We start from the raw sequence: 21,517 nt of genomic DNA on the forward strand, positions 1-21,517 counted from the left end.
ATTGGGGCGGTATGCTACACGGATGCGCTGTAGGGGTCTATCGCTAGGGTTTTGTGTAAATATCGGAGTTGAACTCCAGATATTCAGCGGAAATCTTGTAACGCATTGTTTTATTATGCTTGTATTCATGGTGTTGTGCGGTAAATTGCGCGTTGTTCAGCCATTGCGGTTTCGATCAGGCTGCGATCACGCTCCAGCTCCAGCCGCAATTCCTCTTCGGTCGGCAGGTACAGGCTGTATTTGCTGGCAAACAAGTGCGGGTTATCTGCCAGTTGTGAATATTTGGCAACCGCTTGATTGCGCTCGGAACACAGCAGCAAACCCAGCGTCGGGTTGTCGCCTTCGCCACGGTATTGTTCCTCGAACACACGCACGTACATATCCATTTGCCCCACATCCTGATGCGTCAGCTTGCCGATTTTGAGGTCAATTAGCACAAAGCATTTCAACAGGTAGTTGTAGAACACCAAGTCGACGAAGCAATCCTCGCCTTCAACCCGCAGGTGTTTTTGCCGTGCGACGAAGGCGAAGCCTTTGCCGAGTTCCATCAGGAATTGTTGGAGCTGGTCGATCAAACCCTGTTCCAGATCTTTTTCGTACAAACCCGCATCCACCTTGGCTTGCAGAAATTCCAGCACGTAAGGGTCACGGATGAAATCACGCGGGTCGGGTGGTGCTTGTTCGGCAATCAATTGCCGGGCTTCGGCAGCGACTCCCGTTTTGTGCGCATCACCGCTGGATAGCAGGCATTCGTAAAACAACGTGCTGATCTGGCGGTCAAGGGCGAGGGTGCTCCAGCCTTGGGTGATGGCTTCGTTGGCGTACCAGTCGCGGGCGGTGGGGTTTTCGACCCGCAGCAGGTGGCGGTAATGTGTCCACGTCAATTCGCCACTCACTGCGTGGCGAATTGGAAAAGTCAGGTAAAACTGGCGGAAATATTTGATGTTTGAAACGTTGAAGCCTTTGCCAAACTCCCGACTGAGCTTGTTGGACAGGTATTGCAAGGTCTGTTTGCCGTACTCTGCACGTGCTTCACCGCCTTGCTCATATTCCACGATCATGCGCCCGATTTCCCAATAGCATTGCACCATCGCGTGATTGATGGCTGCTTGCACCTGTGTTTGTGCCGTTTGCAAGAGTTGGCGGATTTGGGCGTAGAGTTGTTCGGGCGGGGTGGCTAGTGGTGTTGTGGGCATTAGGTATCCTTTGAATGTTTCCAAATCACATCAACGCCATAATCAGCAAAATGCCCGTCGGCACTGAGCAGCACCAACTGATCGCACAATGCCTGCGCAATCAGCAAGCGGTCAAACGGATCACGGTGATGGAATGGCAGGGTTTGAACCTGCTGGCAGTGACTCAGGCTGATCGGCAAAAGCTGGACAGCGTTGTCATCACACCATGTTTTCAGGTGAGCCAATGCATTGTCGTCCAGTTCAATCTTGCCGAGACTCATCTTGATAGCGAGTTCCCAGAAGCTGGCAATGCTGATGAAAAGGGCATTGTTTTCGTCTTCGCAGATGGCTGCGACGGTGGCTGGCAGTTTGTCAGGGCTGTCAACCACCCATAGCAGGGTATGGGTATCCAATAATGCCCTCATGCCATGTATTCCTGAAAATCATCCAGCGGTGCGTCGAAATCATCAGCGATATGTTTGACCAAACCACGTAGTGAACCGAGCTTGCGCTTGGCGGGGGGCTTGGTGAGGGCTTGCAGGCGCACCACGGGTTGATTATTGCGGGCGATGATGACCTCCTCCCCGTTCAGAACGCATTGTATGAGGTGGGAAAGCTGGGTTTTGGCTTCGTGGATGTTGACTTGCATGGCTAGTTCCTTGGTTAGTCATAACTTTAGCTAAGCTGTTGGGTGCTGGCAAGTACAAAGGTCGTTCACATCCAGCCGTTAGTCTGCTATTAGCGATTCTGTCCGAAACTCCCCCGCATACCGAAACACCTCACCAAACCACGGATGTGTCAGCCGGAAATCCATCGCAAACCCGCCCGTATCCAACGCCGTTTCCACAATCGTGGTATGCCCCAACACCAGCCATTCGGGGATCGGGATCAGCACACGCCCCAGCTTCAGCACCAAATGCCGCCCGCTGTAATGCAGCTTGCCATCCACCACCGACACCGCCATGCGCAAACCCATGAACGGACTGACATACTCAATCACTTCATTGCCACCCGCGTACACCCAGTGGCTTTTAAACACCACCACCTTGCCATCGGGAAATGTAATCGTGCGTTGCCAGCGTTGGGTATCGCCTTCCATCCACTTTTCCACCGTGGTCGGGACAGTTTTGCCACGGCGGTTGACCAGCGCACCCAACAGTCGCAAAAAGTGCAGGTAAGGCTGCATCGGCGCGGGGTAGTCAATATCCAGCGCACCGACATCGGTGTTCCTGCCCTGTTGGTAATGTGCTTGTAACGCGGGTGGCAGTTGCTGCCATTGCGTACCAAGAGCTTGTTGCATCAAGGGAATCGCGCTCATATCAATCTCCGAAACTGGTTTTGAATACCATCAAAAACACCACGCCCACCATCGCCACGAAAGCAGGCACACCCAGCCAAAACCACACCCGCGCATACCACCAGTATTCGGCAGGCAACGGCGTTTGTGCCATGAGCGCGGCATCGGCAAGGTTACGCATCCGAATTTGTAGCCACACCACCGGCAACCAGCACAAGCCCGCGAAAACATACAAGCCCAAACTAAGCGCAATCCACGGCGTAGCCAGCGGCAAACCTAGCAGATACACCATCCACAACCCGCTCAACGGCTGGAAAATTACCGTCGGTGTGGTGAAAATCCAGTCCGCCAGCACCACATGGCGATTCACCACCGCAATATGCGCCAGATTGCCGCTACGATCCGCCATCCACTTGTAAAACGCACTACCCAAACCCGTGCCGAACAGCAACACCATGCTCAAAATGTGTAAGTATTTTAAACTCAGATACAGCATAAACCCTCCTCCACACTCAGCGGCATTCTGCCCAAAAACGCTGCCAGCGGTGTTACGTCGGCGACATTACCGCGTTGCAACATGCGTAAATTATCCGGGTGCAACAGCGGCATCACCAACCGCCCGACGTGCGCACTTGCCATGACTGCGGCAAACGGAATCGCCAGCGTCGGGGCAGGGTGTTTACCCGCAGCGCGGCGTAACTGTTGCAACCATTCCACGAATGTTAACGGCTGCGCACCCACCACATCCAAGGTACGTTGCGCGGGAAGTGTGTGCAAACACTGCAACACGGTTGCCACCACATCGCTAATGTGTACGGGTTGCACCCGGTATTGTCCATCGCCCACCAGCGGAATCAGCGGTAAGTTGGCAAGGCGTTGAAACAAAGCCATGCTTGCCCCGCCTTGCCCGTAAACCAGCGAAGGGCGCAACACCACCCCTTCCAGCGGCAAGCGGCGCAATACCTCATCTGCTGCGTACTTGCTCAACTGATACGGGGTAAACGCCTGTGCATCCGCACCCAAGGCGGAAATTTGCACCACGCGACGAATCCCCGCCTGTTCACATGCCCGAAACAACGCTGCTGGGGCGCGGTGATGTAATTTTTCAAAGGTTTGCCCACGGATTTCGGCAATAATGCCCACGCTATTGATCACCGCATCCACGCCTTGCAAAAAGGGTAGCCATGCCTCTGGCGTTAACAGGGTTTGCATATCCTGCCCGTTACGGCGCGAAATTGGCGTGACCTGATGTCCCTCAGCGGTTAACGCTTGTGCAAGGTGACGACCGATAAAGCCGCTTGCACCCGTCAGTAAAATCTTCATCAGGATTCCTTGAAACACAGTTGATTGAGGCTCTAGCGTAAAGCGTTGCGCTGCCCGAAACCTCCGGTTTGATAGAGTTGGAGGTTATTTCGTTTAGGAAAAGATCATTTCGGAGTGTTGGCTTGGGGGAAGTTCATCGGCACTGTATTTGAAAGAACCGCTCAAGCTGGATTACCTGTGGGCAGGTTTATGCCTGCTAGGAGCGGTGTATTTTATGTTTCGGGATAGGCTTTAATCCGTGCTTTTATCAATTGCCTGCTCCGCCGGAGGCAACGGCGCAAGGTAGCCAATAAACAGCAGCAGCACCCCAACGCTTAAGAACGAAACAATCCGCGCTACCGTTCCCGAAGCCGCAAAGTCCACCACGAACAGTTTTAACACCACTGCACCGAGCAAAACTGCCCCAAAGACCCACAGCTTGCGCTTGCCAAGGCGGTTAGCTTGCCATGTCAGAGCCATTCCGCCCAACGTCCAAGCAATCGCGAGCAAGGTTTGGGTGCTGGGTTGGAGCAGCAAGTCAGGAAACGCCCAGGCCAAACCATTCCAGTGGTGTTGGGCGCGTAAAATCAGCGTATTTGCCCACAAGAACGCAAGCCCCACGCCGGTGTAACGCAGTAATTGGGTGTTCGAGGGGGAGTGAGCAATTTCCGGGTGTTGATAAAGCTGCCAGCCGAGGTAGGCGATGACCAGTGTAACCACATCCAACGGGTTCAACAGCGGAATCCAAGTTGTGGGCGGGGTTGCCCCGTTGTTATGCAAGGACATTAGCACCCACAGCCCTAAGATCCCTGCCATTGGGAACGCGACAAAGTGCAATAAACTCGCTGCGTAATCGGGTAGCGGCCAGCGCGTACCACGCAGCAGCCAACCTAGCATTACCACGCCAATCAGTGGCAGGCTGGCAATATCCCACGTGCTGCCCACGGCGACTAAGGTTTGTACTTGCACCGATAACTCGTGGCTGAGTAGCGCAAACCCTAACCACAGCAAAGCGACATGGGTGAAATGCAGCCAACTCGTAAACCAACCGCGTTGTTGCAGCCTAAACGCCGCTAGGTACAAGCTGATAAACGCTGCCGCCCACGCCAACCATTCCCAGCCAACGGTGATGGAGACGTTATCCCCCAAAACATTAAGTATCGCCAAGCCCACCAACAGCAACGCCATCGGTAGCAGATAAGGTGATAGTGACCACAGCTTGAACCGCGCGAGGATGCTCAAACCAATACCAATCACGGTTGCATAGCCCAAGTGCAGTGCGGTGATATGTTGGTGCAGCCTAAAGTCACCGATTTGCTTTTCAAATAGCAAACTCAGGAACAACCAAGCGGCAAAGAACAGCACCGTCGCAACCGGTTGCTCAAAGTCACGTTTGTCGTCGAAATCGTCAGACAGCAAGCGACTGGCAATCAGCAGCGCGGCACTGACCAGCACGACTGACAGGAATTCTCCGTTCAAAAATGCACGGCTATCGCTCAGGTCGGGTGGGGTGAAAGACAAAACTTCCAGCAGTAAGGCGACTAACGAGGCCAATTGCAGCAAGACCGCAAACACCCGCCGCCAAGGTTGCTGCTGACGGATGCTGACCCAGAGGATGCCAACGCCTTCCACCGCCCACGCCGTTGCGGTTTTAATGCCATCGACTGCGAACGGGATTGCCAATGTCAGGAACACCACACCGAGAGCAAGGAACGTTTCCATCAACAATTGTTGTTGCTTACCGAAACGTCGCCATAGCCCAGCGCACATTGCCAAATAAAATAGCCCCATGCCTGCCGCGCTTAGTGCGATGCCGTATTCAAACTCGCGCACTAAGCTGGTTTGCATCAGGAAACCCAGAATCGGCGTGCCAAATACCAAGGTACTATCCACCTTGTCTTTGAAATTGACAGGGGTGCGGGTAGCAAACAGCACCGCAATCGCTAGATAAAACAGGAAGAATAGGATCAAGAACGGCTCAGTCGTGGCAAAATTTTCCGGTTGGTAACTAAACCAGCCCCACAGCGAAGCAATCACAAAGGTAAACACAAACCCCAGCAAATTCAGCAATCGCCAGGTTTTGAACCACGCCACCGCGACGATTCCGGCATTGAGCAGGGCGTAAAAACTGAATAAACCGATGTAGTTATTACTGCCCGTGGAAGTCAGCAACGGTGCGAGAAAACCCCCGGTCGCAGCAAACGCTGCCAGTGGCAAGCTGTCTTGTTTTACCGCCAACACCGTTGCCGCCACCACGATCAGCAGTAACACCGCAAAGGCCAACAGCGCAGGCACAAGCTGATACAAACTAAACGCAGCGAACACGGTGAGGTACAGCAAACCAATGCCGCCCGCTTGTAAAATCAGCCCGTAAGCCCCGCTACGGTTACGCAATTTCCAACCGTATCCCAACAGCGCGAACGCCCCTGTCGCCGCACCCAGCAAGCGCAATTCCACAGGCAATAAACCTTGTTCCAGCGAATAACGCATCAGGAACACCACGCCAATAAACAGCAAGATAATACCGACCCGGACGAAGGGATTGCCCCCGGTAAGCCAACTCCAAGCCGACGCAAACGCCTTATCCAGCGCGTTGCCTTCTGGCGGGCGATAAGCAGGCGCGGAGGGAACAGATGCAACAACCGGCGGCACAAGTGGGCGCGACGGTTCAAGCGTTGTTGGCAGCGGCGTGGGTTTGGGTGGGGAAGCAACGATAGGTGTGGGCGGGCGTTCACTCACGGGCTGCGGTGGTGGAGCAGGGTGGCGTTGGGCTTGTTCCAACTGTTGCACCCGCTGAGACAGGCCGTAAACCCACGCCAGTAACGCGCCGATTACACCGCCCAGCAACGGGGATTCATCTAACGCCCCCATCAGGAGCGCGGCAGCAATAAAACTGAAGATGACTAACATAAGCAACCTATCTGAAAGCATTACTCGCAGTATAGGCGAACAGATTCCGACTGACAGCAAGCAACAAGACAGGTGGCAATAACCGCGCCGCAAGGTAGCGTATGATGCTACGTGTGCGGTACTTGGTGGGAATCAGAATGGTTGGGCTCGATTTGTCTTCCAATCAATACAGCACGCAATATCCGTTTCACCGAAGTCATTACCCTTAAACAGCAGCGGTTCGTCATAAGCCACCGCTGCGGCATACGAAAAGCAGTCACCAAAATTGAGTTTGGCGGGATGCCTGCCTTTGCCATAACGCTCGTAAGCCTGCCGTGCCAATGTCGCTTGTTCGGGTGTCACCGCAACGGTTTCAATACCTGCTTCCTGCAAAAAGGCATCCAGTTCCGTAACTCCTGCCTCACCGCGACGGTTCAGGATGACAATGCTGGTTTCCACCACGGATACGGCTGAAATTAGATGTACCGGATCATCGGCAATCGCCTCAATCAAGCGTGCTGCTTCTGGCTCATTTTCAAGGATGGCAATTAAAACCGACGAATCAATCATCATGCGCTTGGCATCCCGTAATCGTCGTAACCCAGAATCTCATCGGGTGTGCGGCGGTCAAGCAGAGGCAATGCGGCACAACGCTTGGCAATGGTTAACAAGCGTTCTTTGAGTGCTGTTTGAGAGGTCGTTTGTGCCGTTTCCGTTTTTTCGGGCATCAGCATGATCACCTTCACCTGCCGATTTTTGCTGATACGCTGGAGCAGATGTGCTGGGATTTCCAGCGTATTGCCTTTTATAAAGGATTCAAATTCTACTGCGTACATAATCGTTTACCTATCAAGGGTGTCAGATGATGATACTACGCTTGTTGGTTTGCGGCTATCTGCCGCCGCGTTTTGTGCTGTTCCTGCGTTTTGGCTGTGTGGCGCATCAAGTCCATATTGCCCGCCGCCACGTCGTCGAAGAGCTTGATAGGCTCGTGATCCGTGTGTTTAAAGGTTTGAAAAACGAGGGATTAGCTTTTCCAGCTTTTTTGGATAGTGTGTTTATCCAGCAAAAAATAGATCCATTCCCGGTCTTCTTTCTGCTTGCGGAATAACCCCAGATCTATCAGACCATTGAGTGCTGCCGCCGCTGTGTTGTAGGAACAGCCGAGGTTGTTTTCTACGCCTCTTACCGTAAAACGTTGATGGTGATCATCCTTAGCGATATTGAATAGTATCCGTTGATTGTCATTCAGTTGGCGATACAGTCCGCTATCCCACAGCCAACGGTCAAACGCCTCAATGTCGCGTCGTATTTTCTGGTAAGTATCGAGGAATCCCTGAATCGCCCGCACAATAATCCTGCATTGGTAATCAATGAAGTAGGTTAAATCCATGCCATCCGTTTCGCTGTAAAGGTAAGATTTTCCGTACTGGATCGGGGCTTTTTTCAATACAGACCACGCGCGACCCGCCCATTGCCATCACGGAACGGGTGTTCATACCCGATGGTAAAGTGCAGGGTAATCGCCTTGATCAGTGTGTGGATGTAGGCATTGCTTTCTGCATAGATAAAACCGCATTTTTGTTTCAAAATATATAAAATTTGAGATAAATAGATAAGGCGACACGTATGAGCAGCCACATCCAGTCACTCCAACAAAAAAAGCTCCTGCCCAGCCCGCCGGATTTTCTTAGCAGTGCCGTGCAGTACGAAGTCATCATGGGTTCGGTGGCGTATGGGGTTAGCAACGACAGTTCGGACATGGACATCTACGCCTTTGCGATTCCGCCCAAGACCATGATGTTTCCGCATTTGCGCGGCGAAATTCCGGGTTTTGACAGCTATTCGGTGCAATTCGAGCAGTACCAGCAGCACCATATCCGCGATGCGGCGGCGTTGGGTGGCAAGGGGCGGGTATATGACGTGACGGTGTTTGCGATTGCCAAGTATTTCCGCCTGCTGACCGAGAATAACCCCAACATTATCGACAGCCTGTATGTGCCGGAAAATTGCGTGCTGTATGCCTCGCCCATCGGCAAGCTGGTGCGTGAGCGGCGGCAATTGTTTTTGCACAAGGGCTGCTGGGCGAAGTTCAAGGGTTATGCCTACGGGCAGATGCACAAAATTCGTACCAAACAGCCGGAGGGCAAGCGCAAGGCGTTGACGGAGCAATTCGGTTATGACGTGAAATTTGCCTACCATGTGGTGCGCTTGTTAGGTGAGGTTGAGCAATTGCTGATGCATCAGGACATGGATTTGCAGCGCGATGCCGAGCAGATGAAAGCGATCCGCCGGGGTGAATGGACGTTGCCGCAACTGGAAGATTACTTTGCCCGCAAGGAAGCCGATCTGGAACGGGTATATCTCGCCAGCCGCTTGCCGAATGCGCCGGATACGGATGCCATCCGCCAATTGCTGACGGATTGTCTGGAACAGCATTTCGGCTCGATCAGTGAGGCGGTGAGCCGTCCGCACGCGGCGAAGCGGGCGTTGGAGGAGATTGGGCAGGTGTTGCAGCGGTATCAGGGGAAGGTGTAAATGCAGGAACGGATTAATACCAGCATCCGCGCGGAAGTGTTGGGCAAGCTGGAGGCGCTGGCTCGCCAGCATCAGGTGACGATTATTAGCGCGATTGAAAGCGGCAGCCGTTCGTGGGGCTTTCCTTCGCCGGACAGCGATTACGACGTGCGTTTTGTGTATGCCCATGCGCCGGAGTGGTACATCCAGCTTGACCCGGAACGCGATGTGATCGAATTGCCCGTCAATGCGGTGCTGGATATTGGCGGCTGGGATGTGCGTAAGGCGATGACACTCGCTAACAGCGGCAACAGCGTGATTCAGGAATGGCTGATTTCACCGCTGGTTTACCGCGAAGACCCGCAACGGGCGGCAGTGCTGCGCGAGATGGTCGAACGTACTTTCAACGCCAAGGCGACTTTCCACCATTACAGCGCGATGGCGCACAACATGATTGCTGCGCTGGATGCGCCGGACATCAAGCTGAAGCGGTTCTTTTACATCAGCCGTGCCACCCTGAGTGCGTTGTGGGTGATGCGCGAACACACGATGCCTACCGTGGTGTTCCCGGACTTGTTGCAGGCATTGACGGATGATACGGCGGTGTTGGAGGCGTTTCAGCGGCAGATTCGGGACAAGGCGACCAAAACCGAAGTGGAAACGGGGGCGGTTGATCCGTTGTGTATGGCGTTTGTGCGGGCGGCGTATCGGGAAGTGATGGCGGCGGATGTGGATAAACTACCGCCGCGTCGGTGGGCGTTGGGGAATGGAGATTTGCGGGAGTTTTTGATGATTGGTATTTAATCGACCTGCTCTGGTTATTAACAGATTTCAATCAGCATCCAGTAGAATACTGAAAACGCTGTAGGGGTAGAATATGGCAGGACGAGGGCAGCACTTCATTCCACAACATTTTCAAAAGCCATTTGTGATTCCTGATGGCAAAGATCAGCTATGGATGTATCGTAGAGGTAGTTCAACTGCAATACCCGTAGCCAGAAAAGATGCTGCAAAGGAACGGGACTTCAATTCCCCACCTTCACTTGATGGTCTCCCTACTCTTGACGATCTGATAACTGATTACGAAAAACGTCTATTTCCAATGGTTGATCAGATTCGTGGGTTGAAAAGTGGGCAGATAATCCCCGCTGATATGATAGCTGAAATTGCCGTCCATCTATCAATCAGGACTGCGTATGTTCGTAGGGTATTTACAGAAATTGTCGGTAAGCTTTTTTCGAGTCTCACTGATGTTCTTGAGAAACCTGAGAACTTCATGTCAGGCAATACATTTCCTGCATACGTGATTCCCCCTAAAATTGAAGAGCTTCTTATCGAAAAAATTGAAGAGATGGCGTGGTATAAATCGGTAGGAATTTCCAGCTCCACACTTGCACGCATAGGGTATTTTCATTTACGCGAACGAAAGGAAGAGGTATCAAAGAAAGTACCTGATATTCTTGGTTTATTAAGAGATAGTCCTCTTGCTGATCCACGAAATCTTATTGCTGGTTCACACAATAAAATACTCTCTCAAGAATTTGCGCCAAAAGCTCGTGTCGAAGAACTTAGCAAATTGGATTGGTTTGTAGTTGCACATAATCAAGCATCTGCGATTTTGCCTGACTGTGTTTGTTTCGGCGTTGATAGTAATGGTGATGCCAAACCATTTCTCTTATTGGAGAAAGACAAAATCGAAATTGTAGTCCTTCCATTATCTCCATCAACTCTGGCGGTTGGTCGGCACGGAAATTATTCTGAATTTGATCCTGCCAAATATAATCAGTTAGCTGCAAGGATGTCTTTTGACTTTTTTCTCACGAATGAGAAGAAACCGGAACTATTAGAATTCCTTTCAGGAGCGACAGGGAATGTGCGTCATGATCTACATACATTGGTGAAAGGTGCTCTTTCTGAAAATCAATGGGGACTGTTTGTAGATGATCAACCTGACTCAAATCGGGAAACCACCAGTTTTTTTGAAAAAATACAGCCTAAAGAAGATGATGAATATAACTCTTTGAACCTTAGTTTTATCGGCTGTGCTGATCAAGAAAGGGCTAACTTGATCGGACGGCATGTGTGTTACATTATTGCTCAGTTTCTGTCTCCAACGGTTGCCTCATTTTTAGATGGAGTGACTTTTGCGGCGGATTATGAAGATGCACTAAATAATTGCAGTCGTGGTTTTGAGCCAAGTAGAAAATTGCAATCTTATCAAGGTGACGATGGTGTGGGTGTCGCCATGCCTATTCTGGTGGTCAGAGATGGAAACTACAAAGTTCGAATAATTGCACGTTGCTATATTGGAGACTTATTTCTTTCAGAAAATGAAGACGATTATAAACTCGCACTGGCAGCAATAACCCATGCATTGGCGAATGCCGAGTTTCTTTATATTCAGCATGAAAGATTTCCAGATCAAATTCTTAAGTCAATTAGTGATCCCATTGAAGGGTTTCTGCAATTTTATTCAGGAGGTGTATTCGCTACTTACTACATCACGCGTGTTGCAGGGCATCCGTTGGAGACGGTTGTGGAACAAGAGGCTAAATTGACTAAAAAGATAGCTCTGTTCTTTCAAGAGGTTATTGAGAAACGTCGTGCTTACCGCACGGATGAGAACCTTGATGAATTTTTTTCTTTCGCAGTATCTAAAGCCTGTGATCTTTTGAATTGCTTCGCAAAACTTTTTGCCTCAAGGAGATCAATTGAGGATGAGCCACCACGAACAGAAGCATTTGTGAAGATCTTGGTTCGTCATGATCTGATTGATTGGGCTTCGTTGTTTGAGCGGGATCTCGATGATTTTTATGAAGGTTTACCCATATGGAGCGATTATAAAAAGTTGTTTTTCATAAATAGGCATCTAGAACGCTTGCTGTTCATGTTTGGGATTTTAGTTGAGTTGCAGAATGGTGGGCAAATTTATATTCACGTGCCTTTAGGAAATGATGCGAATTATCTGAACAACTTAATTCAGAATTTGCAGAGCTGAGCACATGGACTGTTGCTAGCTATGCTTTTATGGGTGATGAATTTTTATCTTGTGAATAGAGCAAGATATTCCCTAAACACAAACAACCGATTCCGCCGCTGCCCGGTGATTTCAGCCAACACCCCATAACTAACCAAGTCATCAACCAGCGACCCCGCTGTTTTTTGCGTGATTTCCAAAAGCTCCGTAACCGTTTTCACATCAACAACTGGCTTCCGGTAGAGGTAGCGCATAAGCTGTTGCGCATTCTCCTGCCGACGAACACCGAAGCGTGGCAATACATCTCTGTCGATACGCTCTTTGAGCAGTAATATGCTTTTGAATACGGCAATGGAGGATTGCGCCGTTTCCGCCACGCCATGCAAAAAGAACAGCAGCCATTCACGCAGGTGGTTGCCTTGCCTGACTGCCATCAGGTGATCGACATAAGCCGTCTTGTTACGCTCAAAGTAATCCGACAAATACAACGCCGGTTTGGCAAGAATCTGTTCGGAAGCCAGATACAGCGGAACCAGCAACCGCCCCAGCCGCCCATTGCCATCCAGAAACGGGTGAATCGTTTCAAACTGGTAATGTGCAATCGCAATCTTGAGCAGCGGTGATACGTAGTGCGTGTCGTCGTGCAGGAATTTTTCCAGATCACTCATCAACTCGCCAACTCGCTCATGGTGTGGGGGAACAAACACCGCGTTTTTCAGGCTAATGCCAATCCAGTTCTGGCTGGTGCGAAATTCACCGGGCTGTTTGGTTGCACCCCTGACACCTTGCAACAGGGTGGCGTGCGCCTCTCGCAACAAGCGATTGGATAGGGGCAGGGTTTCCAGCCGTGCCACCGCATAATTCAGCGCCTGAATGTAGTTTTGCACTTCCGCCCAATCGTCACGTTTCTCTGGCGCGACATCATCAGCATCCTTGAAAGCGTCTTCGACATTCGTTTGCGTGCCTTCAATGCGGCTTGAATAAGTCGCTTCCTTGGCAACATACATCTGGATGAAAAAGTCGACATTTGGCACCAATTGCGAAAACGCATTCAGCTCACCCAATGCGCGGTCAGCCTGACTCAGTAGGTGCGACAGGGCAGGATCAGCGATCACCCAAGGATGATTGATCAGGGATGGCATGAAGCTCTGGTACTCATATTGAGCTTCATAATGACCAGATTGGTACTCAGATAGATTCATATTTTAGAAAGTGGCATAGTTTCTACAATAAGAAAAACTATAATGGAGATTCTCACCGTAGCCAAGCTATTATTGGAGAAACTTACCCACTTTCTACCATAAGAAAATTCATATGGTAATTTCAGCTAGCTTTTCGGGGATAAGCCCCCATCTACAGTGCTTGGTAATACTGCACACACTGCATGAGTAGTTATCTACCTGCTGCGATGTTTCGGTTTGCCCGGCGGTTTTGGCTTATTACCGCCCATATCCGCCCGTGGCTTCGGCGGCAACCCCGTATGCTGCGTCAACATTTTCCCACCCTGCGGCTTACCCGCATTCGGTTTGTTCGCTGCCGCTTGCGCGGGTTTGCCAGTATTGGGTTTACCAGCCGCTGCACTTTGCACAGGTTTACCATAATTCGGCTTACCCGCCGTTGCAGCCGCGACAGGTTTCCCCACCCGCTTCTGATGTTCCCCACCTTTATTCTTGCGCCGATGCGCCTCATACACCAACTGTTCTTCGCCCGCCTTGTAATGCGGGATCAACTGGTTCTCGCCATCGCCAATCAGTTCCTGCCGCCCCATCGCCGCTATCGCCTTACGCAGCAGTGGCCAGTTCTTGGGGTCGTGCCAGCGCAAGAAGGCTTTGTGCAGCTTGCGCTGTTCCGGCGTTTTGGCGGTGGCGACCTTTTCGCTTTTGTAGGTGACTTGGTGCAGCGGGTTCTTTTCGCTGTAGTACATGGTGGTGGCGGAGGCCATCGGCGAGGGGTAAAACGCTTGCACTTGGTCGGCGCGGAAGCCGTTTTTCTTCAGCCACAGCGCGAGGTTGAGCATGTCTTCGTCGGACGTGCCGGGGTGCGCGGCGATGAAATACGGGATCAGGTATTGTTCCTTGCCTGCCTCCTTGGTGTATTTCTCGAAGAGCTGCTTGAATTTGTCGTAAGTGCCGATGCCCGGTTTCATCATCTTGGAAAGCGGCGCGGATTCGGTGTGTTCCGGGGCAATTTTTAAATAGCCGCCGACGTGGTGCGTGACCAGTTCCTTGATGTATTCCGGGTCTTTAACCGCCAGATCGTAACGCAAACCGGAACCAATCAGCACCTTTTTAATGCCCGGTAAATTCCGTGCGGTGCGGTACAGTTCTTTTAACGCGGCGTGGTCGGTGTTGAGGTTTTGGCAAATGTCGGGGTAAACACACGCGGGTTTGCGGCACGACGCTTCGATCTTCGGGTCTTTGCAGGCGAGGCGGTACATATTCGCGGTGGGGCCGCCGAGGTCGGAAATGACTCCGGTGAAACCCGGCACTTTGTCGCGGATTTCTTCGACTTCGCGGATGATGGATTCCTGCGAACGGTTCTGGATAATGCGCCCTTCGTGTTCGGTAATCGAACAGAAGGTGCAGCCGCCAAAGCAGCCGCGCATGATGTTCACCGAGAAGCGGATCATCTCATACGCAGGGATGCGTTCGCCTTTATAGGACGGGTGCGGCAAGCGGGCGTAGGGCAGCCCGAACACATAATCCATTTCCGGCGTGGTCAGCGGGATGGGTGGCGGGTTGATCCACACGTCCACCGTGCCGTGTTTTTGCACCAAAGCGCGGGCATTGCCGGGGTTGGTTTCCAAATGCAGCACGCGGTTGGCGTGGGCGTACAAGGCTTTGTCTTTGCTGACCTTTTCAAACGACGGTAGGCGGATCACGGTCTTGTCGCGTTGCAAGCGGGCACGGGGGTGGAAGGTGAGTTTGTGTTCGTCGGTGCGTTTGCTGCGCGGGTCTTCGTAGCTGAACCATTGCACATTGCGCTTTTCGACCTCGCATTCGTCCATCTCGGTGGTGTTCAAATACGGGTTGATAATGCGGTCGATTTTGCCCGGTTGGTCGATGCGGCTGGAGTCGATTTCCATCCAGCCCTGCGGGGTGTCGCGGCGCACGAAGGCCGTGCCGCGCACGTCGGTGATCTGCGCCACTGGTTCACCGGAAGCGATGCGGTGCGCGACTTCGACAATGGCGCGTTCGGCATTGCCGTACAGCAGCAGGTCGGCGGCGGCATCCATTAGGATCGAGGTGCGCACTTTTTCCTGCCAATAATCGAAGTGCGCAATGCGGCGCAACGAGGCTTCGATCCCGCCGATAATGATTGGCACGTCGGGGAAGGCTTCGCGGCAGCGGTGCGAATAAATCAGCGTGGCGCGGTCAGGGCGTTTGCCCGCCATCCCGCCGGGGGTGTAAGCGTCGTCGGAGCGCGTTTTGCGGTCGGCGGTGTAGCGGTTGATCATCGAGTCCATATTGCCCGCCGCCACGCCGAAAAACAGGTTGGGTGCGCCCAGTGCCATGAACGGGTCTTTGGAATGCCAATCCGGTTGCGCAATGATGCCAACGCGGAAACCTTGTGCTTCCAGCACCCGCCCGATCACCGCCATGCCGAACGAAGGGTGGTCTACGTAAGCGTCCCCGGTGACGATAATAATGTCACAGGAATCCCAGCCCAGCGCGTCCATTTCCGCACGGCTGGTGGGGAGATAGTCGGACGTGCCATAGCATTCCGCCCAGTATTTAGGGTGGTCGAATAAGTTCGGGGCTACGTGGGGGCTGGCGTTGGGCGGCATTAGGGCATTTCCATCAGATTTCAGTTGCCGATTGTACCAAAAGCCCCATCTGTGTGTTGAAAGGATTGAATGTGAAACAGGGTAATCGCATTTGAGAGGGATGGGGCATTGCGCCTCATCCTCCTCAATACCGTCTAAGCGTTGGGTTTAACGCGCACTGGCAACGTTATTTTGCCCGCCGAAATAGACCCACTCAACCAGATCATCGTGCGCCTCTTTAGCCGTTGCACGAATATTCGCATCGTTGTGTAAGATGGAAATCACGTAAGGTTGCCCGTTAGCAGCCGTCAAATAACCCGCCAACGCCCGCACGTCACGCAACGTACCAGTTTTGAACTTGCCGCGCCCTGCGAGGTTTTTCATGCGGTTTTTCACCGTGCCGTCTACACCCAGCACTGCCATTGATGACATCAGTTCATCACGGTAAGGGCTGTTGTAAATATCGACCAGCATTTCACCCATTTCACGCGCGGAAATGCGTTCCGAGCGACTTAGGCCAGAACCGTTTTCAATGCGTAAATTGCTAAAGCGTAACCCACGGCTTTCGAGGAATTGCCCAACCGCTGACGCGCCTTTTTGAGTGGTTCCCGGTGCGCCGTGTTGTTTCGCGCCCATGCTCAACAGTAATTGCCGCGCCATCACGTTATTGCTGTCTTTATTGATTTCCACAATGACATTGCGCAACGGGGTGGAGTGGTGGGTATGTACCAATTGTGCGCCACCCGGTAAGCCCGCAACTTGCAAGCCGCCGCCGACACGTCCGCCCATTTCACCGACCCAAATGCGCCAGAAGTCGCCGAATAAGTTGGCGTTCAAGTCATTGCTGTTGCGCGGGGCAATCGGGCAAATGCGCTGAATCTGTCCGGCTTTGCCACGCATTTCATAGCAACTGCCGCGTTCGTTATACAGCAGGGCTTCGGGTAAAGCGTTGTAAGCCGCGCCTTCGTTGCCGTCAATACTGCCTTGATTCGGTACGCTGAAGTAGGTTTTGTCGATGACAAAATTACCTGCAATATTGCGTACCCCACGAGCGCGTAACGCTTGCAGCAATTGGCGGAAATCGCCTTCACGGAAATCAGGGTTGCCGTAACCTTTAATAATAACGTCGCCTTGCAAGGTATCGCCAGCCAGATTACCCGTGGTGTAAATTTCGGTAGGCCAGCGGTAATCCGGCCCCAGAACACCCAACGCGGAATACGTCGTTACTAGTTTCATGGTGGAAGCGGGATTGCGCGGGGTATCAGCATAAGCGGTTAACAACGGTTGCCCGCCGCTGGCCGGACGAATGTACGCGCCCATGTTCTGTTCGGCTAAACCACGTAACCGCAAACTGTTGGCAATGTTGTCTGGAAAACGGTTTAAACGGCCTTCACCCCGGAACGTTTTATCACCACCAGCGGATGCCAGATTGGCAGGCTGTTGCTGCGCACCGGAAGCATTATTGTGGTTTGCATAGTTGGATTGACTAGGGCGACGCGGGGGCGTAGGTGAAGATTGCAACACATCATCGCTGTAGGTGCTTTGACCCGCAGCCGCATTTTGCGGTGCAGGTTGTGAGCTGCAAGCAGCAAGTGACATGGACAAAACAGTTAAGGCAGTGATGCGCCAATTCAGCATACGTGCTCCCCTCATGATAATAGCTGGTGGATAAGTGCCTAGCGTAGAAGCAGGCCGCTCAAAACTCAAGTGTCAAGCCACTTTCTGTCCACATTTAGTCAACGAAAGTCCACTTGCCTAGCGATACGCCCGTAATGACACCAAATTGCGCTGCATATCGGCAGTGTTTTCGGGAAATTCCGCAGGGGCTAAATCGCTCAATACATCCAGCAAGGCTTTGTCGTCGGTAACACTATGGATATTGCTGACCGTCCTGTCCGGCGGCATAACCGGCGCAAGGGGTTCCACACTGGCAAAAGCCAGCGGCTTGATGGGTGTTACTGCGGGTGCTGGGTGATCTGTCAAGGTGGCAGAAACGTCAGACACCGCACGTTCCAGCGTCGCCAGCATTTGCCGCGCATTGGCAACACCGTTGTGTAGGTCGGTGGAAATCTGGTCGGTCAAATCCAGCGTTTTGCTGATGCGCTCGACCCGTAAGTGATCAATTTGCTCAAATTGCTGAATAATGCGGCGGGTCAGGTCGTCGCTTTGGGCTTCACGCAGGCGCATATCGCTCAGGTGTTGACGGCTTTCATCCAAGCCCGCCACCAGTTCAGCGCGTGCTTGATCGGTGGTTTGGAATAGGCCGGTAAAATGCTCACTCGCCTGATTTTCCAAGCCGGACATTTCTTGGCTAAAGCTGTTGAATACCGCATCAGCATCTTGCTGGTAACGTTTCATTTGTTCCAGTAAATGACTGGATTCTTTAAGCATATCTTCCAAGCGGGTATGCACGGCTGCGGACAAGCGCGAGTTTTCTTGTTGGTTTTGCACTTGCTCTTGGTGATGTTCGATCAACTTGCGGGTAAAACCTTGCGCCATTTTCTCTTGGTCACGCAAGCGAAACAAGCTGTCGTCGACATGTTCCAAACCTTCTTTGAGTTTGCCTTTGATGCGTTGCACACTTTCAATGGAATCGCCGAGTTGCTCATCCCAGTAGCTTTGTAAGTGCTGCAAGCGTTCGCCCAATTGGGTGGAAATATCGCGCATTTCGTGTTCAGCGGCACTGACCCGCTCGATAATGCGTTCGGCTTGTTCAATTTTGGTTTGGCTGGTTTGGTAATTTTGGCTGACTTCGTTAACTTGGGTACGCAACTTTTGCACCAAGCTCTCTGCATCTTTCGCACCGTGTTGGGTTACTTCCAGCACATCAGCAATGCGCTTACGGTCTTTTTCCGCTTGCAGGCGTAAATCGCGCAGTGCGGTTTGCGTGGTGTTATCACCCGTTGGAAGGAAAAATAGCAGCAGTGCGATTCCCATCGCAATCAAGGCGATTAAGATAATGATCCAATCTATGTAACTCAACATGAATAGCCCCCTATTCGATTTTGATTATTCTTATGCCAGATCTAAGACCTGCCTGAAGCAGGAAACGATGCGGCTATGAGCCGCTTTGTAGCAGAAAAGCCCTTCCTGCCGGGAAAAAACGTTGCGCCTCTAAGCGGCCTGCTTCGCCTTCACCCGTGTAAATGCCGATGCGGACAACGCCCTGATCATCCGACCGACGATCACTTGCCAGCAATAAACGCCACTCATGTTGCACGATTTTACCGTTGTTGTCACGTATCGGTAACTCGACCAATAACACCGAACCGAAAGGAATCATACTGTTATCCACCGAAGCGGTATGCCCTGCGATGACGGGCAGGGTCGACGCGCTACGCACTACGTCTTTCACTGGGCGGAAAAACACAAACGATGGATTCGCGCCTAATACTTCGTCCAATTTATCGGGATTTAGTTTCAACCATTGACGCACGGCGGTGTTGGATAAGTTATCAGTACGCAAATAGCCTTTATCTTGCATGTAACGCCCGATGCTGACGTAAGCCTGAGTATTTTTACCCGCGAACCCTAGCAACTGCGTTTTACCATCGGGAAAGCGAATTAACCCGGAGCCTTGCACCTGCATGAAATAGTAACCAATCGGATCGTTAGTCCAAGCAATTTCCAAGCCTTTGCCTTTGAGCGCACCTTGCATGATTTCACGGCGCGAAGGCAGTGTGGCATCACCTTTAGGTTTGGCGTAAAGCGGGTAGCGGTATTCCGCCGATTCGTGGGCTTGCACCGCTAATTGCGGGGTGAAGTAACCACCGTATTGCACCGGACGTTTATCTTGCGGATCACCCAATGCATAAAAATCGAATTGTTGCCCCAGCGGTTTTTTGGAGCTGGATTTACCGTCTAACCAAGTGACCAATTGTTCCACGGTATTGATGAGGCGTTGTTTATCCATTGGCCCGTGGTAGGTGGGGGCGGTGAGTTTGCTGGCATCAGTGGATTGCAAATACACTGCCATATCGACTAAAGCACGTCGCAATTCCGGGGTTTTGCGGATGCAAGCCTCATCTAAATTTAAACTGGAACCCTGAATTTGCACGTCGCAATGGACAGGTTTTGGTGTATTTTCGACGGCATTCGCCGTATAGCACGCACTCAGCAGCCATAACCCAATGGTTAGCCCTATTTTCCGTTGCATCAAAAGCCCCTCAACATTCCATGACAGACAGTATCAGGATTGATTTTATGCGCAAACTTGTGCTTTGCCTATCAAATTCCTTAACGTTCTGCCATGTTGGTATTGCCCCCGTAAGCCGGTTTGCGCACCAGCATATAAGCCTTACGGAAGCCGGTAATCCCGTGTGCAATGTTTTCTGCTTGTCGCCCGAAGCCTGTGTATAAATCCAAACGCCCCGCGCCTTTGATATTACCGCCTTGGTCTTGTGCAAACAGTAATCGCCAATCTCGCCCAATTTCGCGCCCATTGGCATCAATGCGTGGTACTTCCGCCAGTAAAACCGCACCGAGCGGGATGTAGTTACGATCCACCGCTACGGTATGTCCCGGAATCACCCGCGTGCCGGAAGCGGTCGTTGGTAAACCTGCGGTTAGTTTAAAAAACACATAGCGCGGATTCGAGGTAATGATTTCCCCCGCACGTTGTGGATTTGCCCGCAACCAATCGCGGATGGCCTCATTGCCGTAATTGCGCAATTTTATTCCGCGTTGTTTCATGTATGCAGCAATACTGCTGAAAGTTCTGCCGTTATCCCCGGCGTATTCCAGCATCATTTCCTTGCCATCAGGGAAACGCGCGATCCCAGAGCCTTGCACTTGTGCAAAAAATAAATTGGCAAGATCATTCGTCCATGCTACTTCCAAGCCTTTACCGCCTAAGGCGCGACGTGCAATATCTGCATGACTGAGTTGTGCTAACTGACCGTTAGGCTTGCGGTAAATGGGAATGCGGTACTCGCTGTTGGGGTGGGTACGCACTTCCAGCAATGGGGTGAAATAGCCGGTGTATTCAGCTTTGGCATCGCCGCGCCATGAGCTGATTTCCCGCAGTGAAAAGCGTTGTTGTAACGTACCGGGCGCAATCCCATCGTGCCAATTTAGCAATTCGTGCACCGTTTCCAGCAGGGCAGCATTGGAAATATTGCCCCAACCCACGCCGACTTTTTGTGCTGCTGGTACGCGCTTGAGGTAACTGGCTTGTGTTTGCAACCCTTCACGGGTGTAGGCATTTTTGCGAATGCACTGATCCGGGAGCTGCAATGCTTGTGCGTAACCGCATTCGAGTGAATCGTCGAACGGCAACGCTGAGCCATAAGCGGTTTGACGGTATACCGGATTGCCTTGGCGAGGCGGCGCGTATTCGCGGCGTTGCTGTTGGTAAGGTTGCGCGTAGGGCTGCGGAGTATAAACCGGTCGCCATGATTCCCATGCGGGTACATTCGCCATGACTGACTGAGGTAGCACTAAGCTGCCTAGTATCAATGCGGTTGCGACAAAGTAATGTCTGAACATGAAAGCTACCCTGTGCGTCGTTGTTATTATTGTTGTCTAGTTTGGGTAGGGTTGATTATGCGGGCAAAGTTGACTTCACGACACCGACCAATGGTAGTATCAGACAA

At 52.0% G+C, this 21,517-nt stretch carries 21 protein-coding genes; 4 read left to right on the forward strand and 17 right to left on the reverse strand.

Annotated features, from left to right (window positions below; translation table 11 throughout):
• Positions 1 to 125: 125 nt before the first annotated feature.
• The 6 genes from J9260_RS17190 to J9260_RS17215 all read right to left on the reverse strand — a co-directional run bounded on the left by J9260_RS17190 (position 126) and on the right by J9260_RS17215 (position 3,795).
• Positions 126 to 1,196 (reverse strand): PDDEXK nuclease domain-containing protein, encoded by a 1,071-nt coding sequence (locus J9260_RS17190; RefSeq protein WP_210218929.1) that lies wholly within the window; start codon positions 1,194 to 1,196, stop codon positions 126 to 128.
• A complete protein-coding gene (locus tag J9260_RS17195; RefSeq protein ID WP_210218930.1) occupies positions 1,196 to 1,600 on the reverse strand; it encodes a type II toxin-antitoxin system VapC family toxin in 405 nt (134 codons plus the stop codon). The genes J9260_RS17190 and J9260_RS17195 overlap by 1 nt, the downstream gene beginning before the upstream one ends.
• A complete protein-coding gene (locus J9260_RS17200) occupies positions 1,597 to 1,824 on the reverse strand; it encodes a type II toxin-antitoxin system Phd/YefM family antitoxin (protein ID WP_210218931.1) in 228 nt (75 codons plus the stop codon). The genes J9260_RS17195 and J9260_RS17200 overlap by 4 nt, the downstream gene beginning before the upstream one ends.
• 78 nt (positions 1,825 to 1,902) lie before the next feature.
• Positions 1,903 to 2,493, reverse strand: a complete 591-nt coding sequence (locus tag J9260_RS17205) for a DUF4166 domain-containing protein (RefSeq protein ID WP_210218932.1) — start codon at positions 2,491 to 2,493, stop codon at positions 1,903 to 1,905.
• A 1-nt stretch (position 2,494) separates the two neighbouring features.
• On the reverse strand, positions 2,495 to 2,968 hold the full coding sequence (locus J9260_RS17210) for a DUF2269 family protein (RefSeq protein WP_210218933.1): 474 nt from the start codon (positions 2,966 to 2,968) through the stop codon (positions 2,495 to 2,497).
• A complete protein-coding gene (locus tag J9260_RS17215) occupies positions 2,956 to 3,795 on the reverse strand; it encodes a complex I NDUFA9 subunit family protein (RefSeq protein ID WP_210218934.1) in 840 nt (279 codons plus the stop codon). Before J9260_RS17215 ends, J9260_RS17210 begins: the two co-directional genes overlap by 13 nt.
• A gap of 148 nt (positions 3,796 to 3,943) precedes the next feature.
• Here J9260_RS17215 and J9260_RS17220 point away from each other — a divergent pair, with 148 nt between their 5' ends.
• Positions 3,944 to 4,030 carry a DMT family protein gene (locus tag J9260_RS17220; protein WP_343231193.1) on the forward strand — a complete coding sequence of 29 codons (87 nt, stop codon included), beginning with the start codon at positions 3,944 to 3,946 and terminating at the stop codon, positions 4,028 to 4,030.
• Here J9260_RS17220 and J9260_RS17225 read toward each other — a convergent pair.
• The 5 genes from J9260_RS17225 to J9260_RS17245 form a co-directional block, all read right to left on the reverse strand.
• The gene (locus tag J9260_RS17225; RefSeq protein ID WP_210218935.1) at positions 4,027 to 6,684 is read right to left on the reverse strand and encodes a DUF2339 domain-containing protein; all 2,658 of its coding nucleotides are present in this window, start codon (positions 6,682 to 6,684) and stop codon (positions 4,027 to 4,029) included. The genes J9260_RS17220 and J9260_RS17225 overlap by 4 nt on opposite strands.
• A 132-nt stretch (positions 6,685 to 6,816) precedes the next feature.
• Positions 6,817 to 7,236 (reverse strand): type II toxin-antitoxin system VapC family toxin, encoded by a 420-nt coding sequence (locus J9260_RS17230; RefSeq protein WP_210218936.1) that lies wholly within the window; start codon positions 7,234 to 7,236, stop codon positions 6,817 to 6,819.
• A complete protein-coding gene (locus J9260_RS17235; protein WP_210218937.1) occupies positions 7,233 to 7,499 on the reverse strand; it encodes a type II toxin-antitoxin system VapB family antitoxin in 267 nt (88 codons plus the stop codon). Before J9260_RS17235 ends, J9260_RS17230 begins: the two co-directional genes overlap by 4 nt.
• 191 nt (positions 7,500 to 7,690) lie before the next feature.
• Positions 7,691 to 8,113, reverse strand: coding sequence for a Fic family protein (locus tag J9260_RS17240; protein WP_210218938.1), 423 nt, complete (start codon positions 8,111 to 8,113; stop codon positions 7,691 to 7,693).
• Positions 8,110 to 8,253 (reverse strand): Fic family protein, encoded by a 144-nt coding sequence (locus J9260_RS17245; protein WP_210218939.1) that lies wholly within the window; start codon positions 8,251 to 8,253, stop codon positions 8,110 to 8,112. The genes J9260_RS17240 and J9260_RS17245 overlap by 4 nt, the downstream gene beginning before the upstream one ends.
• A gap of 39 nt (positions 8,254 to 8,292) precedes the next feature.
• Between J9260_RS17245 and J9260_RS17250 the strand changes: the two genes are divergently transcribed.
• The 3 genes from J9260_RS17250 to J9260_RS17260 all read left to right on the forward strand — a co-directional run bounded on the left by J9260_RS17250 (position 8,293) and on the right by J9260_RS17260 (position 12,178).
• Positions 8,293 to 9,201 (forward strand): nucleotidyltransferase domain-containing protein, encoded by a 909-nt coding sequence (locus tag J9260_RS17250; RefSeq protein ID WP_210218940.1) that lies wholly within the window; start codon positions 8,293 to 8,295, stop codon positions 9,199 to 9,201.
• A complete protein-coding gene (locus tag J9260_RS17255; protein WP_210218941.1) occupies positions 9,202 to 9,984 on the forward strand; it encodes a nucleotidyltransferase domain-containing protein in 783 nt (260 codons plus the stop codon). It abuts the gene before it with no gap.
• Positions 9,985 to 10,057: 73 nt separating this feature from the next.
• Positions 10,058 to 12,178, forward strand: coding sequence for a hypothetical protein (locus tag J9260_RS17260; RefSeq protein ID WP_210218942.1), 2,121 nt, complete (start codon positions 10,058 to 10,060; stop codon positions 12,176 to 12,178).
• A 44-nt stretch (positions 12,179 to 12,222) separates the two neighbouring features.
• On the opposite strand, the gene J9260_RS17265 is transcribed toward J9260_RS17260, so the two are convergent.
• The 6 genes from J9260_RS17265 to J9260_RS17290 all read right to left on the reverse strand — a co-directional run bounded on the left by J9260_RS17265 (position 12,223) and on the right by J9260_RS17290 (position 21,410).
• The gene (locus tag J9260_RS17265) at positions 12,223 to 13,299 is read right to left on the reverse strand and encodes a Fic family protein (protein WP_246499509.1); all 1,077 of its coding nucleotides are present in this window, start codon (positions 13,297 to 13,299) and stop codon (positions 12,223 to 12,225) included.
• Between the two features lie 254 nt (positions 13,300 to 13,553).
• A complete protein-coding gene (locus tag J9260_RS17270; RefSeq protein WP_210218944.1) occupies positions 13,554 to 15,944 on the reverse strand; it encodes a YgiQ family radical SAM protein in 2,391 nt (796 codons plus the stop codon).
• A gap of 147 nt (positions 15,945 to 16,091) precedes the next feature.
• On the reverse strand, positions 16,092 to 17,561 hold the full coding sequence (gene dacB / locus J9260_RS17275) for a D-alanyl-D-alanine carboxypeptidase/D-alanyl-D-alanine endopeptidase (protein WP_210218945.1): 1,470 nt from the start codon (positions 17,559 to 17,561) through the stop codon (positions 16,092 to 16,094).
• Positions 17,562 to 17,678: 117 nt separating this feature from the next.
• On the reverse strand, positions 17,679 to 18,908 hold the full coding sequence (locus tag J9260_RS17280; RefSeq protein ID WP_210218946.1) for a coiled-coil domain-containing protein: 1,230 nt from the start codon (positions 18,906 to 18,908) through the stop codon (positions 17,679 to 17,681).
• A gap of 73 nt (positions 18,909 to 18,981) precedes the next feature.
• On the reverse strand, positions 18,982 to 20,079 hold the full coding sequence (locus J9260_RS17285; protein ID WP_210218947.1) for an MltA domain-containing protein: 1,098 nt from the start codon (positions 20,077 to 20,079) through the stop codon (positions 18,982 to 18,984).
• 80 nt (positions 20,080 to 20,159) lie between these two features.
• Entirely contained in the window at positions 20,160 to 21,410 is a 1,251-nt protein-coding gene (locus J9260_RS17290; protein WP_210218948.1) for an MltA domain-containing protein, read from the reverse strand.
• Positions 21,411 to 21,517 lie beyond the last annotated feature (107 nt).

It is taken from the genome of Thiothrix unzii (assembly GCF_017901175.1).
In the GTDB taxonomy this organism is placed as follows: domain Bacteria; phylum Pseudomonadota; class Gammaproteobacteria; order Thiotrichales; family Thiotrichaceae; genus Thiothrix; species Thiothrix unzii.

Excerpts from the sequence above, each read along its gene's own strand:
- J9260_RS17190 (WP_210218929.1), bottom strand. The coding sequence starts at position 1,196 with ATGCCCACAACACCACTAGCCACCCCGCCCGAACAACTCTACGCCCAA.
- J9260_RS17195 (WP_210218930.1), bottom strand. The coding sequence starts at position 1,600 with ATGAGGGCATTATTGGATACCCATACCCTGCTATGGGTGGTTGACAGC.
- J9260_RS17200 (WP_210218931.1), bottom strand. The coding sequence starts at position 1,824 with ATGCAAGTCAACATCCACGAAGCCAAAACCCAGCTTTCCCACCTCATA.
- J9260_RS17205 (WP_210218932.1), bottom strand. The coding sequence starts at position 2,493 with ATGAGCGCGATTCCCTTGATGCAACAAGCTCTTGGTACGCAATGGCAG.
- J9260_RS17210 (WP_210218933.1), bottom strand. The coding sequence starts at position 2,968 with ATGCTGTATCTGAGTTTAAAATACTTACACATTTTGAGCATGGTGTTG.
- J9260_RS17215 (WP_210218934.1), bottom strand. The coding sequence starts at position 3,795 with ATGAAGATTTTACTGACGGGTGCAAGCGGCTTTATCGGTCGTCACCTT.
- J9260_RS17225 (WP_210218935.1), bottom strand. The coding sequence starts at position 6,684 with ATGTTAGTCATCTTCAGTTTTATTGCTGCCGCGCTCCTGATGGGGGCG.
- J9260_RS17230 (WP_210218936.1), bottom strand. The coding sequence starts at position 7,236 with ATGATGATTGATTCGTCGGTTTTAATTGCCATCCTTGAAAATGAGCCA.
- J9260_RS17235 (WP_210218937.1), bottom strand. The coding sequence starts at position 7,499 with ATGTACGCAGTAGAATTTGAATCCTTTATAAAAGGCAATACGCTGGAA.
- J9260_RS17250 (WP_210218940.1), top strand. The coding sequence starts at position 8,293 with ATGAGCAGCCACATCCAGTCACTCCAACAAAAAAAGCTCCTGCCCAGC.
- J9260_RS17255 (WP_210218941.1), top strand. The coding sequence starts at position 9,202 with ATGCAGGAACGGATTAATACCAGCATCCGCGCGGAAGTGTTGGGCAAG.
- J9260_RS17260 (WP_210218942.1), top strand. The coding sequence starts at position 10,058 with ATGGCAGGACGAGGGCAGCACTTCATTCCACAACATTTTCAAAAGCCA.
- J9260_RS17265 (WP_246499509.1), bottom strand. The coding sequence starts at position 13,299 with ATGCCATCCCTGATCAATCATCCTTGGGTGATCGCTGATCCTGCCCTG.
- J9260_RS17270 (WP_210218944.1), bottom strand. The coding sequence starts at position 15,944 with ATGCCGCCCAACGCCAGCCCCCACGTAGCCCCGAACTTATTCGACCAC.
- dacB (WP_210218945.1), bottom strand. The coding sequence starts at position 17,561 with ATGCTGAATTGGCGCATCACTGCCTTAACTGTTTTGTCCATGTCACTT.
- J9260_RS17280 (WP_210218946.1), bottom strand. The coding sequence starts at position 18,908 with ATGTTGAGTTACATAGATTGGATCATTATCTTAATCGCCTTGATTGCG.
- J9260_RS17285 (WP_210218947.1), bottom strand. The coding sequence starts at position 20,079 with ATGCAACGGAAAATAGGGCTAACCATTGGGTTATGGCTGCTGAGTGCG.
- J9260_RS17290 (WP_210218948.1), bottom strand. The coding sequence starts at position 21,410 with ATGTTCAGACATTACTTTGTCGCAACCGCATTGATACTAGGCAGCTTA.